The organism is Desulfospira joergensenii DSM 10085 (genome assembly GCF_000420085.1).
GTDB classification, from domain to species: domain Bacteria; phylum Desulfobacterota; class Desulfobacteria; order Desulfobacterales; family Desulfobacteraceae; genus Desulfospira; species Desulfospira joergensenii.
On the sequence record NZ_ATUG01000002.1, the window covers coordinates 1,019,214 to 1,035,416 of the forward strand.

Sequence of the window (16,203 nt, forward strand, 5' to 3'; positions counted from 1 at the left end):
TCTTGACGCCCTTCTTTTTTTTGCATATAGAAAGAAACACGCCCTAGGCCTCGGCAGGGCATTTGGTATTCGGTGCGCAGAAAAGACCGGGCGCAGCCGTTCCGGACCGGCCGCAGTTGACTGCGGCCTCAAACAATAGAAAGGGGGAAAAATGAATCGGTTTTTATCCTGTGTCTGTGTACTCACCATTGTCTTTGGACTTGCTTTTAACGGGGCGGCAGCGGCCGCAGAATCCGGGGAAATCATCATTGCCACCCGCTCTGAGCCTTCCATTGACCCCCACTTTCTTTATACGGAACCCAATATCGGATATGCCAAGCATATTTACGGCCGCCTGGTGGGCAGGGACAATGAATCCCACAGAGAGCCGGATCTTGCCGTGTCCTGGAAAGCCATAGATGATACGACCTGGGAGTTCACCCTGAGAAAAGGGGTCAAATTTCATGACGGATCGGAATTTACCGCTGAAGATGTTATCTTCTCCATAAAGCGGATCCCCGAGGTTCCCAATAATCCGGGAACCTATGCCGGGAACCTGCGTTCCATAACCGATGTAAAGGCCCTGGGGCCATACAAGATCCTGATCAAAACCGACAAACCCAACCCGGTTCTTCCCACCCAGCTCCATAACGTCTCCATTGTCTCCAAGCGGCTGGTTACCGGGGCCAGTACCGCCGATTTCAGTTCGGGAAAAGTTGCTGTGGGAACCGGACCCTATAAATTTGTGGAATACGTCCCGGGCGACCACCTGGTTCTCGAGCGATTCGATGGATACTGGGGCAAGGCTCCGGCGTTTAAACGGGTTGTTTTTAAAATCGTCAGTAACGATGCGGCCCGGGTGGCGGCCCTGCTTGCCGGGGATGCAGACCTGATCGATTTTGTGCCCCCCACCGAAGTGGCCCATCTGGCCAAGAACGGCAAGGTCAAGCTGTTCAAACGGCCGGCCGACCGGATCATATATTTCCATATGGACAGCATCCGGGACAATACGCCCCAGATCCATGCCCTTGACGGCAGCCGCCTGGAGAAAAACCCCTTAAAAGATCCCCGGGTCCGCAAGGCCCTTTCCCTGGCCATCAACCGCAGGGCTGTCTGCGATCGTGTCATGGAAGGACTGGCTGCACCGGAAAGCCAGCTGGTGCCCTCGGGCTGGTTCGGCCACAGCCCCAATCTGGAAGTCGATCCCTATGACCCGGCCCAGGCAAAGGAACTCCTTGCCCAGGCAGGATATCCCCAGGGATTTGCCATGACCATTCACGGCCCCAATGACCGGTATGTGAACGATTATAAAATCTGCCAGGCCGTGGCCCAGATGTTTGCCCGTATCGGAATCAAGGTTCAGGTTGAAACCATGCCCAAAAGCGTCTATTTTGGAAAGTTTGTTCCCCCGGAGTCGGAGTTCAGCTTTGCCATGATGGGATGGGGAACCTCGGCCACCTGTGAATCGATCCACGGGTTGATGGGTCTTTTACACAGCTATGACAAGGCAAGGGGAATGGGGGCCTATAACCTGGGCTATTCCAACCCGGAATTTGATTCCGTGGCCGAAAAAGCAGTCACCCTGGTAAAGGATGCCGAGCGGGAAAAGATGCTTCACAGGGCAATGGAAATTGCCATGAATGAAACAGCGGCCATTCCCATGCATACCCAGTTTACCGTCAGTGCCGGGCGATTGGGGATCGACTATACGGTCCGTCCCGATGAGATGACCCTGGCATACAATGCCAGACCGGTCCGTTAAAAAAGGTCAAGCAAGTTCGGGCAGGCCCTTTCAGCCGGGTCTGCCCCTTGATTTAAAAGTGAATGATTCAGGAATGCCATGACCACATTTATTATAAGACGATTGATACAGACCCTTATGACGCTTGTCGTGATGTCGCTTATCGTCTTTGTCGGCATTTTTGCCATCGGTGATCCGGTCAAGCTGCTGATCAGTCCAGAGGCGAACCAGATGGAGCGGGAAGCCGTCACCCATTCCCTGGGTCTGGACCGGCCCTTGCACGTCCAGTATTTTTCCTTTCTCAAGGGTGCCCTCAAAGGGGATCTGGGGAATTCCTATATTCATAACATCCCCGCCCTGAAGCTGATCATGAAAAGATTGCCGGCAACCATGGAACTGTCGCTTTTCGCCATTTTCCTTGCCATTGTCCTGGGCATTCCCCTGGGGCTTCTGGCCGGGGTCTCACCGGAATCCAAAACCTCGGGCACCATCATGGTCGGCTCCATATTCGGGTTCAGCCTGCCGACTTTCTGGGTCGGATTGATGATGGTCCTGATTTTTTCAGTCAGTTTAGGATGGCTGCCGGCCTCGGGTCGGGGGTCAACCGTTGAAATCATGGGCATTCCTCTGAGCTTCATGACCCTGGACGGCCTAAGGCATCTCATACTGCCGGCATTCAACCTGGCCCTCTTTCCCATGGCCCTGGTCATCCGGCTGACCAAAGCCGGTGTCAGCGAGGTACTGCAGCAGGACTACATCACCCTTGCCCGGGCCAAGGGGTTGTCCCAGGCCCGGGTCATGGGGGTTCATGTTTTGAAAAATACCCTGATCCCCATCATCACCGTGGTCGGCATGCAGTTCGGGGTCCTGCTGGCCTTTGCCGTGGTGACTGAAACGGTTTTTGCCTGGCCGGGCATGGGCAAGCTGATCATCGATTCCATCAATATGCTTGACCGGCCCGTGGTCATCTCCTATCTGCTGGTCACCGTGGTCATGTTCATGGGGATCAACTTTGTTGTGGATATCCTCTACTCCTGGCTTGATCCCCGGGTGCGCCTGGGAGAAAGGCAGATATGAGTTCCGAATCAATGTCAGAAAAGGCATTCTCCTCCAGCATGAGCCCGTTACGGCAGGTGACCTCGAATTTTATGGACAGCCGTATTGCAATTGTTTCCCTCGGTGTTCTGATCCTTGTGGTGATCGCCGCTCTGCTGGCCCCCTGGTTATCCATACAGAATCCCTACGACCTGGCCCAGATCGATATCATGGACAGCCGCCTGGTCCCGGGAAGCAAAAGTCTGGACGGTAACACCTATTGGCTGGGCACCGACGACCAGGGACGGGACATGGTCAGCGCAATCCTGTACGGTCTGAGGATCAGTCTCTGGGTGGGCATTCTTTCCGGCGCTGCGGCCTTTGCCCTGGGAACCCTGATCGGACTTTTGGGGACTTACGCCGGGGGGAGGCTGGATGCCCTGATCATGCGCGCCGTGGATATTCAGCTCGGGTTTCCACCCATATTGATCGCCCTGATCCTGCTGGCCCTGCTCGGGCGGGGGGTGGATAAGGTCCTGCTGGCCCTGATTCTGAGCCAGTGGGCCTTTTATGCCCGGACCGTACGGGCCACGGCTCTGGTGGAAAGAGAGAAAGAATATATGGAGGCGGCCCGGAATCTGGAACTGCCCCCCTGGCGGATTCTGATCCGCCATCTGCTGCCCAACTGCCTGCCGCCCCTCATCGTTGTGTCCACGGTAAATGTGGCCAATGCTATCCAGCTGGAAGCCACCCTGAGCTTCCTGGGAGTGGGGCTGCCCATTACCGAGCCTTCCCTGGGACTTCTGATCGCCAACGGATTCCAGTATATCCTCAGCGGCCAGTACTGGATCAGTGTTTTTCCGGGTATTGCCCTTCTCATCGCGGTGGCCAGCATCAACCTGGTGGCCGACCGGTTGCGGGATGTCCTAAATCCCAGGGGGCAGCGATGAAGCGCCAGGATCCAATACTTTACATTGAGGGGCTGACCACCCATTTTTTCTCCAAAACCGGAGTTGTAAAGGCCGTGGACGGTGTCAGTTTTTCTGTCTCGGCCGGTGAGATTTTTGGTATCGTGGGAGAGTCCGGATCGGGCAAGACCCTTACCGGGTTGTCGGTGCTGGGGCTGGTGCCGCCCCCTGGAAAGATTATTGACGGATCCATTCACTTAAACGGGATTGATCTTACGGGAATGGACGCATCCGGCCTGCGCCGGCTTCGGGGCATGGAGATGGCCATGATCTTCCAAGATGCCATGACGGCGCTGAATCCGGTCCTGCGGGTCGATACCCAGGTAATTGAAGCGATCCGGGCCCATCGGCCCATGCCCAGGCACCAGGCTCTTAAGGAGGCGGCTGCCGCCCTGGCCCAGGTGGGCATCCCGGCACCTGAAGAACGGCTCAGGGCCTATCCCCATCAATTTTCCGGCGGCATGCGCCAACGGCTTGCCATTGCCCTGGCAATGATAAATTCCCCCGGGCTGATCATTGCCGACGAGCCGACCACGGCCCTGGATGTCACCATCCAGGCCCAGATCCTTTCCGAGGTGCAGAAGCTGAGCCGCAGCAAGGGGACCGCCATTGTCTGGATCACCCATGACCTGACAGTGGTCGCCGGCCTGGCCGACAGGATCGGGGTCATGTACGCGGGCCGACTGGTGGAGACGGGAACCACGGATGATGTTCTGGACAATCCTTTGCATCCCTATACCCGCGGACTTATCGGTTCAATTCCCAGCCGCACCCGCAGAGGGCTCCCCCTGGCCCAGATTCCCGGCTCCACTCCATCTCTGGATAATTTGCCGGCCGGATGTGCCTTCATAGAGCGTTGCAGCCGGGCCCGGACCGCCTGCCGGGAAAACCCAGCCATGGCTGAGACGACCCCCGGCCACCAGGTGCGCTGCCATTTTCCCGGAGGAGAATTGCCATGACCGCGCAAAACCTGAATCCGGCTTTCCTGGAGCTTGAAAATATTGCCAAGATATTCCGCAAGGACCTGGACTTTGCAGCAAGGCTGGTGCGCCGTCTGGGCTCAGGGAATCCGGAACCCTCGGTTCATGCTGTGGACAAGGTTTCACTCCAGATCAACAAGGGGGAGGTCGTCGGCCTGGTGGGGGAATCAGGATGCGGCAAATCAACCCTGGGAAGAATCGTAGCCGGGTTGATCCGGCCCACCCGGGGCCAGGTCCGGTTCAAGGGCCGATTGCTTGAAATGGCTAAAAACAATGGGCCCAGAAAAAAAGGGCTGAATATGCAGATGATCTTCCAGGATCCCTTTGCCTCATTGAATCCGAGGATGCGCGTGGGGAAGATCATTGGAGAGGCCCCCTGCTACCATGGCCTGGTCCCCCGGGAAGAGATCCCTGACTATGTGAACGGTCTTATGGCCCGGTGCGGTCTGGAACCTTCCTATAAAAACCGATTTCCCCATCAATTTTCCGGGGGGCAGAGGCAGCGCATCGCCATCTGCAGGGCATTGGCCGTAAAGCCCGAGTTCCTGGTCTGCGACGAAGTCGTTTCAGCCCTGGACGCCTCCATCCAGGCCCAGATCATAAACCTTTTCAACGAGCTGCGCCTGGAACTGGCCCTGACCTCTCTTTTTATCAGCCACGATCTGGGCATAGTGGAGCATATCAGCGACCGCGTGGTCATTATGTACCTGGGACGCATCATGGAAATAGCAGATACGGAGACCCTGTTCAAAGAACCCTGCCACCCGTATACCCGGGCCCTGATGTCCCAGGTGCCCCGCATCGAAAAACGGCACACGGACTTTCAACCGGTTCCCGGTGAGATTCCCTCTCCGCTTTCACCTCCCCCGGGGTGCCATTTTAACCCCCGGTGCAGCCGGAGTCAGCCCGAGTGCAGCCGTGAAAGGCCGGAACTCAGGCAGATGGGAAAAGGCCGCTGGGTGGCCTGTCATTTATATCCTTGAAAACCCGTAAAACCTCAGCCAATACCCATTGCCGCAGTGACGGTGATGGCCGGACCAGGAGTGAAAATGAAAGAAAGATTCATAGCCCTTACAGGCGGAACCCTTATTGACGGAACCGGTGCCGAACCTTTGAAACAAAGCTGCCTGCTGATTCAGAACGGCCTTGTCAGGGCAGCCGGAACATTAGAAAGCATAAGCATTCCAGAGGATGCCCAAACTCTTGATTGCCGGGGCAAAACCATCATGCCGGGGTTGATCGATGCCCATGTCCATTTACTGGGCGTAACCTCCCTGGACACCTTAAGCTGGGTGGTGGATGATCCCTGCCTGCGGACCGCCAGGGCCACCATGGATGCCTGGCGCCTTCTGGACAGCGGATTCACCACGGTCCGGGATCCAGGCACCTATATCAGCCTGTTTATCCGCAACGCCGTCAACGAAGGGACGGTTCCGGGCCCGCGGATCCTCTCCGCGGGAAAGGTCATCTCCCAGACCGGGGGGCATGGCGATCCTGCCCATCATCTGCCGGATGGCTGGGTGGCCGATCGCAACATCTGCCGGATTGCAGACGGGGAGGCAGACTGCCGCCGGGCAGTCCGCGAACAGGCCCGGGCCGGAGCAGACCTGATTAAAATTATGACCACCGGCGGGGTGATGTCCGACGCTGATTCCCCGGAACATACCCAGTATTCAATCGCTGAAATCAGGGCCATGACAGATGAAGCTCACTCCATGGGCCTTAAAGTCGCCAGCCATGCCCAGGGAAGACAGGGGATCATCAATGCCCTTCAAGGCGGGGTGGATACCATAGAACACGGAACCGGCCTTGATTCCCAGGCCATTGACTTAATGCTCAAGACCAGGGCTTTTTTGATTCCGACCCTGTCTGTTTTTCATGCCCTGGTCCACCGCGGCGAGAGGATCGGGATCAAACCCCACCATCGTGAAAAAGCCCGGGGCCTGTTAAAGGTCCACAAGAGTGCTTTTATCCAGGCCTGGAAGGCCGGAGTCAAGATCGGCCTGGGAACGGATTTTCTCCTGACGCCCCAGGTAATCAACCCTGTCATGGGAAACCATGCCGAAGAACTGGCCCTTTATGTGTCTGCGGGCCTTTCTCCCATGGACGCCATTGTCTGCGCCACACGAAACAACGCCGAGGCCTTGGGGGTAGATGACCGAACCGGTACTCTGGTTCCCGGAAAACAGGCAGACCTGCTTGTATTGGACAAAGATCCCCTGGTGGACATCTCCCGGTTGCAGTCCCCTGAAAATATTGCACAGATATTCAAGGGCGGCAGACCGGTTCCCCGGATCCAGAAGGAGCCTGGAACCGACTTACCTTTATAGTCGGTCTGTGCCCTGTGACTGTGCGGGCAGAGCCCAATGGTTTCCAGCTTTGGAATATTGGATGCGCAAGGGGCCGGAAGTTTTCATTAGAATCATTGATTTAGGGCAGGCATGATCCTTTATAGCAGGGATATGCCTTACGGTATGAGAGCTTTCGGCTAAAATTTATCCTGGAGCCGGACCCGCCGGGAGAAGGGCGGATTTATTCACTGTCTGGGCTTACCTGTTCTTGGGAAGATAATCGTAAAATTTTTTAATAAGGGATTCCATTTCTCCGGAATCCACCATCTCTTTTACCACAGCCTCCACCCGGTCTTTTTCAGCCATTAAGGGTGATTTTTTTGAAATCCCGATATAGACGGAATTTTTGCCTGCAAAATAATAGATTGCCGGTTCCACCTGATCTGTAATTCCCATTTTCATCATTGTTGTATAGCCCGAGCGATAGCTATAAATCACCGCATCAATCCGTTTCAACAATAATTTTCTAAAATTTTGTTCAACGCTGGATACCGGCTGCTTTTTCAGCTTTTCATCCTGATCAAACCGGGGAAAGTATTTGGAATTGATTTTTGTTCCTATCTCCAGTCCGTATAGATCCCCATAGCTTTGAATTCGCTTGGCCTCCCCTTTTCGTACGAAAAAAATTTTCCGGCTGCTTTTCACATAGGGCGGCGAAACAAAATAAATATAGGATTGACGGCTCCTCCTTTTTAAAAGCCCTCCCATAATATCGATTTCGCCGGATTTCATGAGAAGAAGCCTGCGGGCGAAGGGTGCGTATTGCATTTCCAGATGGATATCGAGTTTTTCCGCAACCCTTTGCATTATCCTGGAGACAACTCCGTGGGCATGCTCCCTGGAAAGACCGCTCTGATAGGTTTGTGCTGAAACAAGTGAGATTTCTGCCTCTGCCAGGAACAAACTCCAAAAAACAAATAGAACCAAATAAATGCGCTTACGAGTCATTTTTTTTGCGATCGCCTGGGGCTTTACTCTAATTGTAAACTTGATACTTTTCAGTCAATACCATACCCATCGCTTCGATTCAATCTCAGATTGCGAAAATCGATAATTAGACAGATGAGTGCGTCTTGCTGATACACCAGAGGGTGGCGGAAATGGCTCTTCTGTCTGAGCATGGGGCTGGCGAAGGTATGGTTGTATTCCATCCCTTTGCCGGCCGGTGTTGTCTTTATCTTCAATGATACAAGAGCAAAAGAAAGGAGCAAAACACCAATGTTCTGCTTCTCCGGAATACTGAAAAGGGGGCTGGTCTGAAATGGAACCAAAAGAGGGAATGCAGTAGACTACCCGCCTGTCAGGATCAATAGGGAAATCTCTGAAGGAGTCCCCAGCCGAAAAGGGATGCCCCAATAGCCGGTACCATTACTGACATAGATCTGAGTGTTTTCGTACGTATACAATCCGGACTGAAAGGGTGACCCAAAACTTGCCAGCCAACGGACAGGGCTTAACAGCCCTCCGTGGGTATGCCCTGAGAGCTGCAAATTAAATCCGGCCCGGGCAGCTTCATAAACACTGTCCGGCTGATGTGCCAGGAGGATTTTGACATCTGCGTCCGCATGGAATCCCATTGCCTTGGCAGGGCTGGAAGCAGGACTGCTGTAGTCGTCTACACCTCCGAAAAGCAGCACGCCACGGCCCTGGGTGACAAGACGGTGTTCATTCTGAAGTACGATGAAACCCAGGCGTTTCATTGTGTTCATCCAATCTTCCACTCCAGCCAGGTATTCATGGTTCCCAGTGACAAAAAAAATACCATGGGGTGCCCTCAGTTCTGCCAGTTTGTCCACTTCCCTTTGGATCTGCGAGCCGTCGCCTTCAACGATATCACCGGTCAATGCAATGACATCGGGAGAAAGATCATTTACGCTATCGACAATGTACGGCACCAAGCCGCGCTGAAGTGCCTGAAAAAGGTGCAAGTCGCTGATCTGGGCGATGCTGAACCCTTCCAGATCCGGATGGAGACCGGCTATTTTTATTTCCACTCTTTTGACCTGTGGCGGGGCCAATCCCTCTGATATCCCTGAAACGGCTATGGATACGGAGATAACAATGATTCCTATGTTGATGAAATTCCGGAATAATTTTTTTTGACCCGTGTCTAAAATGGCTCCTGCCGTTGATTTTGATAGGATGTTATACGATGAAAGTTTTTCAAAAATAACGGGAACGATTTCTCTAAATGCAGCTTCCGTCATTTTGCCGCCAATCACGAGAGCAGAGATCATCAGCCCGCCCCAACCGATCCAATCGGGCCAAAGGGAATATCCCAGAGAACAGGCGATGGTGTTGAAAAACAGTACAAGAATAGCCACCGCCATTAATAGAGTAACAAAAAGGACCAAAACAGATCCTCAATCCAAATATTGTGTTCTTGCCTGGTGGATCAGTACATCCAAGAAGAGTATCCGGCATCCACTCTCTATATCCTGCCTTTTGCCATAAATGCAATTGTTGAACGGTTACTAAAATCCTTGTGATTTGAGTTCATTAACAAAATCCATGTGAGTTAATATTTTTGTCGAAGCATGACCGGCGTCGGGAATCCCCAGCCAGGTATGATGGTAAGAAAGAGATTTTCCCGCCATTTGTTCTAAGTGGTATTTATAAAGCACCCCTCTCTGATACCTGTTTTTCTCTTGGGCGTCTCCTTCACAGGATGTATCCAGACTCCAGTTTCTATCCTTGTCTTCAGTTCCCAGCAAAAATATAATCGGTCTGGTTAACAGTCTTGCCCGAATTGCCTTTAACGGCAATTCTTTGGCATAACCATAAAGATTTTCCATGCCGTATTTGTATCTGTTATAACCAGGACACTCTAACAGCTTTGTTTTGGGCACTTCCTCGATTTCCCCCTCAGAGTTGAACTGATAGCGGGATCCGTCAAGATAGAGATAGCTTGAAGGATTGGCGACAACATATTGAATGGTAACGCCCTGTTGCGCAAGCTGCTCATGTCGGCTATTGACTGCCGCGTATCTCAGGACGAACTGTCCCCCGGCGGAATGCCCCAAGATAATAATTTTACGGATGTTGGGATTCCGTTGTACGGAAGTTCCAATTAATCGATCAATCACTTCGAAACTGCTCAGGCTGGGCAGGTTCTCATTTTGGACGGTAGATAAAGACATGCCGCCGCTCCTCCAGTTTTGATCCCAGAAAAGCAAACCTCTTTCGTTTCGCTTAATCCCTTCTAAGAATTGCGGCGCCAGAATCAAAAATTGATCCATGGAGACACCTAAGGACTCGGCCAATTGTTTTGCCGTTTTAAATGAATTTTCAGCGTTCAGTCCTCCCCCATGGATCATAATCACTATGTAGGTCGTGTCCTTGTTTGTTGCCGTTAAAGGACTTGATGACACTATGGGAATAAAGAGGGTTTGATGTTCTTTTTCCATTTGAAATCGGAGTGGTGGGACATCGACAGAACAATTTAGAAATAGATACCAAAGTTTTTGACCTTGGCACCCATTCAACATTAATATCATCGAGCACAATAAACCTATAAATTTCACTCTTTTCATTTTACCTTCATTTGGACTGCTGGCTCCGTGTTGTCCAAAAACGGAATTTAGATTTGCGTCTTGTAACTTCGCCTGACAGTTATTTGAACCATATTCTATGCCCGATTACTTTGCAAAGTTTTTGTGGTTTACAAAGTAATCGGGCCTCGGTTCATGCGACCATTTTTTTCCTCAGAATTTCGTATGGAGTTTTCCCTTTATGGGAGAAATGTGGTCTACAGAAATTATAGAAAATTTCCCACTCCTGAAGCTTCTCCTCAAGGTCAACATCCCCCTTATATGATATCAGTTGATAAAACTCTTCTTTATCCGTTAGGTGGGATCGCTCAACTTTTCCATTAAGAATAGGGCTACGAGGTTTTATATACACATGATGAATGCCCTGATCCTCAAGATGCCAGTGGAATTTGGCCTGAAACTCATGGCCGTTGTCGGTCCTGACAGTATGAATTCTGAAAGGGAAAGCCTCTATCACGTGGTTTGAAAAGTGGATAGCATTTTTCTGTGTATGGCGTTTATAGATTTTCAATGCCCTGATGCGGGTAGCGTCATCAATGGCAGTATATTGGAATCGTTTTACCTTTTTTCCGTCAGAATCTATAAATGAAAGAAACTTAACGTCCATCTGAATATGATGACCTGGCACTTGCTTTTGATAGCGTTTGGTCATTACAGATCTTTTTCTGCAGTTTTTAGGCAATCTATTGAGACCATTTCTTTTTAAGATGAAATAGACCTTGGAAGGTGCCACTGTCATCTTATGGTATCGCTCAAGATACCAAGAGATCCGTTGCTGCCCGAGATGGTATTTCTTCCTGAGATAAAGAACATTCTCTTCTATATGTGCCGGTGTTCCAAGTTTTGGATTTTTGGGGCAAGGTTTGCTGTTTATTAAGCCAGTTTCACCTTTTTCAGCATAATTGTTTTTCCACTCCTAGAAAGTTGTTCTTGCTATTCCAAATTAGCGACAGGTTTTTGAAACGTTACCGGAATCTTTTGCGTGGTTCAGGACTTTAGGTTTTCGATTGATGTCTCTTTGTACTTGCTGATCCATCTTTGGGTCTCCTTTTTTCTAACAGTTAAGATTTATTAGCAAAACCGTTAGGCGAAGTCCAAAGATTCATACCTTATATTTGCACTCTGCGAAGGCCCAGGGAGGAGTGAAGATTTTCGCGGTTTGGATCCCTTCGGGCGGCAGGACGCCTCAGGAGAAGGGATCCTCCTCGGAGAAAATCATGGATGATTTTCGAGAATGAGCGTAAAATCTTTGCTCCTCCCGGCAGTACTCGGAATTCCGTTTTGGGAGCTGCTAAAAGAAGAGGGGGTTTCTATATTTCACGAAGCATAATTAATGAACTGTCCGGCAAAAGGACTGGCAAGCTCTGTGGTTCCGGCCGGGGCAGACTGCGGCTCCGCATAGTGAAGAATTCCAAGAGCCTCTAAATTCCATTGCGCTGAAGGGGAAAAACTCGCGACGCTCAAACAAATCCCCCTTTTAACCGCTCCATTGCATTAAGAGGCTCTAGGGAATCCCACTTGATGTCTCCTCCGCAGTCCGCCCCGGCCTCCTCTCGGGAGTCGGGACGGAGCAGGGAGCAGGGATCTATGCTGTAGCAGGGGTCCGGTCGTGCTGCTTGAGAACGATGTCCGGCTGGCCCGTGAGGGAGCCCAGAACGGTCCGTCCCATGAAAAGGGGGTCGCCCGAGGCGGTTCTGGCGATTTTGTCCTCGGCCCGGATCTCCACCCGGGTGGAGGAGGAGCCGGCCTCCAGAGCCATCTCAAGAATCATCCGGGTCAGTTCTTCCCGGGCAAAGAGGTCTGCATCCTGGAAATCCTTGAACCGGGGGCTGCCGGGGATGCCCTCCACAATAAATCCCCCCTGTTCTCCGGGAATGATCCTGAGCTGCTTTTTCACGGAAACATTGGAGGTAATGGCGCCGATGGCATTGGCCACGTCCGCGTCCTCGGGAAGGATGGCCTCGGCTCCCAGAAATCTGGCTGCCCTGGGCAGAAAATACTTTATGGGGGCGCCGATGCCGATGACGGGCCGTTTCAGGTTGATGCTCACCTGGAAATCCCGGGATCCGCCCTGCAAAAGGTTGTCTGTCAGGGTTCTGCATACCGGGCAGGTGTCAAGGCTTTCCGGATTGACCTGATCATCCAGCTGTCTTTTCAACAGTTCCAGGGTCAGTTTGCGGATGCCGGTCTGGAGCAGTTCTTCAATCATCTCCTCTGTTTCCCGGCCGGAGACCAGGGAAAAGAGCCGGGCGTATTCCCCGGCAAGGTCAACATCCCATTTGACGAACCGGCCCGTAAGGTGGAGCAGGTCCGTAAGGGTGAGGCCGCAGCGCTGGATGAGGAAATTTTCCTCCAGCCGCTCCAGGGGAAGGCCGGCATCGGTGAGGACATCGGTGGCCTTGGCCAGTTCGTCAATGGAAAAAGGTCGTTTTTCAAGCAGGGACAGGACTTTTTCTTCCAGGGGAGTCAAGGTCAGGTCTTTTCTGGCCCCGGTATGGGTCAATATCTGCATCCTACGGGTGGAGGCGGCATACCGGTTCAGGTTGGCGGCAAGAAAACGAACAGCCTCTCCTGCTTTTGTCCGTTCCCGGCCCAGCCAGGCCATGGGAGCCACCCGTCTGGGGCCCATGGAAAATTCCCCGGCTTCAAATCCGATGAGGCTGTCGCCTCCCAGGCCTGCCGTCCGGATTTCCAGGGCCTTGACATGGGTTCTGTGTCCGCCCACATTGGAGCCGCTTTCATTGAGACTGACCTGACCGTCGGTGAGGGCGGCCGTATCCGTGGTGGTGCCTCCCATATCCACCACCAGGGCATCATTGATCCCTGTAAGATGTTTGGCCCCGGCCACCGAAGCGGCAGGGCCGGAAAGGATGGTCTCCACGGGCCGCTGCTTGGCCATGGCAGAGCTCATGAGGGTGCCGTCCCCCTTGACCACCACAATGGGGGCCTGGATGCCAAAGGTCTCCATGACCTTTTCCAGGTCGGTCAAGAGACTGGCAAGGCGGGGGATGATCCTTGCGTTGAGCATGGCCGTAATGGCCCGGGTCTGGAAGTTCAGGGAATCTGAGAGTTCATGGCCGCAGCTTACAAAGAGTCCGGTATGATCCTGGAGGATCCTCTTGACCTCAAGTTCATGGGCCGGATTGATGGAACCTGCATATCCGGATACGGCAAAGGCGGTGATGCTTTGATTTTTGATCATCCGGTCGGCAACGTTCCGGACCTGGTCCGGGTCTATGGCCGTTTTTACCTCTCCGGAGATGTCCAGCTCTCCCTGGATTACGGCTTTGGGTTCATAGGCGATATTTTCGGCCAGGCCGAATGGCGGCATGAGGATCATGCCCACTTTCTGGCCTTCGTTCTCCACGATGGCATTGGTGGCAAGGGTGGTGGACAGGGCCACCAATTCCACCGAAAGCAGGCTGTCCCGGTCGAGCTTGTCCAGGGCCCTGCCGATCCCAAGGGTGAAATCCCATTTGGTGGTCAGGGATTTGGCCTTGGCAATGGTGGCCTTGTCCTTAAGACTGTAGATCACCGCATCGGTATAGGTGCCTCCGGCATCGATGCCCAGGCCGATTCTGATCAGGGGGGCGCCCTGGGACGGGCCCTCAGGCGGGGAAAGAACCGGGGAAGCAGGATCCTCTTTTTGTTTCTTATCCCAGACCGGATTGGCAGACAGGGTGGAGGTGATGGCATCAAATCCGATCACCTGCTCCGGGGGAACAAAAAGAACCTCCCGGCTGGACTTTTCCGCCAACAGCATTTTTTTGATCAGGGCCTGGTCCCCCTGGATCTTGGCAAATTCCCAATTGTACTCTTCGGCCATTTCCCTGGCATAGGCCTCATATTTGGGGGACTGTTTGGCCCCGGTCTCGATAAAGGCGGCCCGCTGGTAGTTTTTCTGCCAGGAATTGAGAAAATCAAATGTGGTGGTGGCGGCCTTTTCTCCGTGGGCCTTGACAATATCGTCAAATTTAAGCTTTTCAGAACCGAACCAGGCCCTCTGCTTTCTCTGGGACATGGGCTCGGCATTTTCTTCACACCAGCCCGCAGACAGGTAATAGGTGCCGGGGAATTTTTTAAACTGGTCTTTGTAGGCCTGGTCGCCGCCCAGGAATAAGGCAATACAGTCGTGTACCTTGGGGATGACCAGGGGGATGGAGCGGGCGCGGACCCCGATGGTTCCTTTGCCGCAGACCCCGTATCCGATGATGATCCGGTCCCCGTCTTTTTTGGTGGAGATCTCGTCTATGGCGGCCTGGAGTTTGGCGGTCAGGAGTTTGGGGTTGTTGTGAAGTCCGGCTTCAAGGAATTTGGTCTCAAGGTCGATGCCCAGGGTTTTGGCTGCGTGGCGCATATCCACGGCCAGAACCGCACAGGCAATTACATAGGTTTTTTTCTTCAATTATAGTTTCCCCATAGTCAAAATATAGATCCAATGATCCTCTTTGTTAGTCTACCGCTTATATAATAGCCCTGTCCGGCCGGGTGTCAATGGGAATTCAAACCCGGCGGAATCAGAACCAGCTTGCCCACATGCCTTTTCTCCAGAAAATCGGTCTGGGCCCGGACCATCTCCTTCAGGGGATAGGTTTGGGCCACAATGGGCCTGATTTCATTGTTTTCAATATAGGAGATCAGATTCTGGAATACAGCCGGATCCTGGAAGGTGCATCCCAGGAAGGTCAGGTCTTTCAGGTAGAGGGTCCGGATGTCCAGCTCCACCATGGGACCGGCAATGGCCCCGGCCACGGTGTATTTTCCTCCGGGCTTCAGCACATCCAGAAGCCTTGGACATCCCGGACCGGCCACCAGGTCGCAGATCACGTCCACGCTGTTTTTTCCCAGGCTTTTGACTGGATCCTCTCCCCGGCAGATAACCTGGTCCGCTCCCTGGGCCAGGACTTTTTCGGCCTTGGCTTTCCCGGCCAGGGCCAAAACCTGTGCCCCCCTCCTCCTGGCCAACTGGACAGCCGCAGAGCCCACGCCTCCGGAAGCACCGGTGATGAGTACGGTCTGGCCGGATAAGACCCCGGCCCGGTGGAGCATATTTTCCGCTGTGGACCAGGCACAGGGGATGGAGGCCAGTTCCATATCACTCCAGGAAGAGGTTATTTTATAGGCAACACTCGATCTTACACAGACATACTGGGCAAATCCCCCGTTGATTTCCGATCCCATGGTGATACACTCCCATGGCTTATCCCCGGGCTGCATGGTGGCCACGATAACCCGTTCTCCGATTCGGCCCGGGTCTGCGCCGGCTCCCACGCCAACGATTTCACCACATACGTCTGCCCCCTGGATAATGGGGAAGGGCAGGGGGATGCCGGACCAGGAACCGTCTTCCTTTTCCTTTACCCCATGGATACCCTGTTCAGCTCCATCATTACTGCCCGTGGTCACGGATTTGGAATACCAGCCGATGCGGGTGTTGATATCCGTATTGTTGACCCCGCAGGCCCGAACCCGGATCAGCACCTCTCCGGTTCCAGGGACAGGCACCGGCACATCCTGCCGGTATTCCAGTTTCTCAAAACCTCCGTGGCCCGTCAGGAGCACTGCGGTCATGGGTGTGTACGTCTGATTATTCATTCT

Annotated in this window: 11 protein-coding genes and 1 pseudogene; 6 read left to right on the forward strand and 6 right to left on the reverse strand. The window is 53.2% G+C overall.

Annotated elements, in window-relative coordinates; genetic code table 11:
- The first annotated feature begins 151 nt into the window (after positions 1-151).
- The 6 genes from F608_RS0117065 to F608_RS32390 all read left to right on the forward strand — a co-directional run bounded on the left by F608_RS0117065 (position 152) and on the right by F608_RS32390 (position 7,033).
- Complete coding sequence (locus F608_RS0117065; protein ID WP_022666871.1) at positions 152-1,741, forward strand: ABC transporter substrate-binding protein; 1,590 nt, start codon at positions 152-154, stop codon at positions 1,739-1,741.
- Between the two features lie 78 nt (positions 1,742-1,819).
- A complete protein-coding gene (locus tag F608_RS0117070) occupies positions 1,820-2,797 on the forward strand; it encodes an ABC transporter permease (RefSeq protein ID WP_022666872.1) in 978 nt (325 codons plus the stop codon).
- Positions 2,794-3,705, forward strand: coding sequence for an ABC transporter permease (locus F608_RS0117075; protein WP_022666873.1), 912 nt, complete (start codon positions 2,794-2,796; stop codon positions 3,703-3,705). Before F608_RS0117070 ends, F608_RS0117075 begins: the two co-directional genes overlap by 4 nt.
- Entirely contained in the window at positions 3,702-4,682 is a 981-nt protein-coding gene (locus tag F608_RS0117080) for an ABC transporter ATP-binding protein (protein WP_022666874.1), read from the forward strand. The genes F608_RS0117075 and F608_RS0117080 overlap by 4 nt, the downstream gene beginning before the upstream one ends.
- On the forward strand, positions 4,679-5,686 hold the full coding sequence (locus F608_RS0117085; protein WP_022666875.1) for an ABC transporter ATP-binding protein: 1,008 nt from the start codon (positions 4,679-4,681) through the stop codon (positions 5,684-5,686). Before F608_RS0117080 ends, F608_RS0117085 begins: the two co-directional genes overlap by 4 nt.
- A gap of 66 nt (positions 5,687-5,752) precedes the next feature.
- Positions 5,753-7,033 carry a metal-dependent hydrolase family protein gene (locus F608_RS32390; RefSeq protein ID WP_022666876.1) on the forward strand — a complete coding sequence of 427 codons (1,281 nt, stop codon included), beginning with the start codon at positions 5,753-5,755 and terminating at the stop codon, positions 7,031-7,033.
- 219 nt (positions 7,034-7,252) lie between these two features.
- Here the strand turns inward: F608_RS32390 and F608_RS0117095 are convergent, their stop codons facing one another.
- From F608_RS0117095 to F608_RS0117125, 6 genes and pseudogenes are all read right to left on the reverse strand, one after another.
- Complete coding sequence (locus F608_RS0117095) at positions 7,253-8,002, reverse strand: transporter substrate-binding domain-containing protein (RefSeq protein WP_084681184.1); 750 nt, start codon at positions 8,000-8,002, stop codon at positions 7,253-7,255.
- 341 nt (positions 8,003-8,343) lie between these two features.
- Positions 8,344-9,408, reverse strand: coding sequence for a metallophosphoesterase (locus F608_RS32395; RefSeq protein ID WP_153307531.1), 1,065 nt, complete (start codon positions 9,406-9,408; stop codon positions 8,344-8,346).
- Positions 9,409-9,528: 120 nt separating this feature from the next.
- Entirely contained in the window at positions 9,529-10,461 is a 933-nt protein-coding gene (locus tag F608_RS0117110) for an alpha/beta hydrolase family protein (RefSeq protein WP_153307532.1), read from the reverse strand.
- A gap of 277 nt (positions 10,462-10,738) precedes the next feature.
- Positions 10,739-11,641, reverse strand: a pseudogene (locus tag F608_RS34175) (IS481 family transposase).
- A gap of 549 nt (positions 11,642-12,190) precedes the next feature.
- Positions 12,191-15,010 (reverse strand): DUF1638 domain-containing protein, encoded by a 2,820-nt coding sequence (locus F608_RS0117120; RefSeq protein WP_022666881.1) that lies wholly within the window; start codon positions 15,008-15,010, stop codon positions 12,191-12,193.
- An 86-nt stretch (positions 15,011-15,096) separates the two neighbouring features.
- Positions 15,097-16,200: an alcohol dehydrogenase family protein gene (locus F608_RS0117125; protein ID WP_033398514.1), complete on the reverse strand. Its 1,104-nt coding sequence runs from the start codon at positions 16,198-16,200 to the stop codon at positions 15,097-15,099.
- Between the last annotated feature and the right edge of the window lie 3 nt (positions 16,201-16,203).

What these genes read in the sequence shown, in the direction of transcription:
- F608_RS0117065 (WP_022666871.1), top strand. Translation starts at nt 152, where the DNA reads ATGAATCGGTTTTTATCCTGTGTCTGTGTACTCACCATTGTCTTTGGA.
- F608_RS0117070 (WP_022666872.1), top strand. Translation starts at nt 1,820, where the DNA reads ATGACCACATTTATTATAAGACGATTGATACAGACCCTTATGACGCTT.
- F608_RS0117075 (WP_022666873.1), top strand. Translation starts at nt 2,794, where the DNA reads ATGAGTTCCGAATCAATGTCAGAAAAGGCATTCTCCTCCAGCATGAGC.
- F608_RS0117080 (WP_022666874.1), top strand. Translation starts at nt 3,702, where the DNA reads ATGAAGCGCCAGGATCCAATACTTTACATTGAGGGGCTGACCACCCAT.
- F608_RS0117085 (WP_022666875.1), top strand. Translation starts at nt 4,679, where the DNA reads ATGACCGCGCAAAACCTGAATCCGGCTTTCCTGGAGCTTGAAAATATT.
- F608_RS32390 (WP_022666876.1), top strand. Translation starts at nt 5,753, where the DNA reads ATGAAAGAAAGATTCATAGCCCTTACAGGCGGAACCCTTATTGACGGA.
- F608_RS0117095 (WP_084681184.1), bottom strand. Translation starts at nt 8,002, where the DNA reads ATGACTCGTAAGCGCATTTATTTGGTTCTATTTGTTTTTTGGAGTTTG.
- F608_RS0117110 (WP_153307532.1), bottom strand. Translation starts at nt 10,461, where the DNA reads ATGGAAAAAGAACATCAAACCCTCTTTATTCCCATAGTGTCATCAAGT.
- F608_RS0117125 (WP_033398514.1), bottom strand. Translation starts at nt 16,200, where the DNA reads ATGAATAATCAGACGTACACACCCATGACCGCAGTGCTCCTGACGGGC.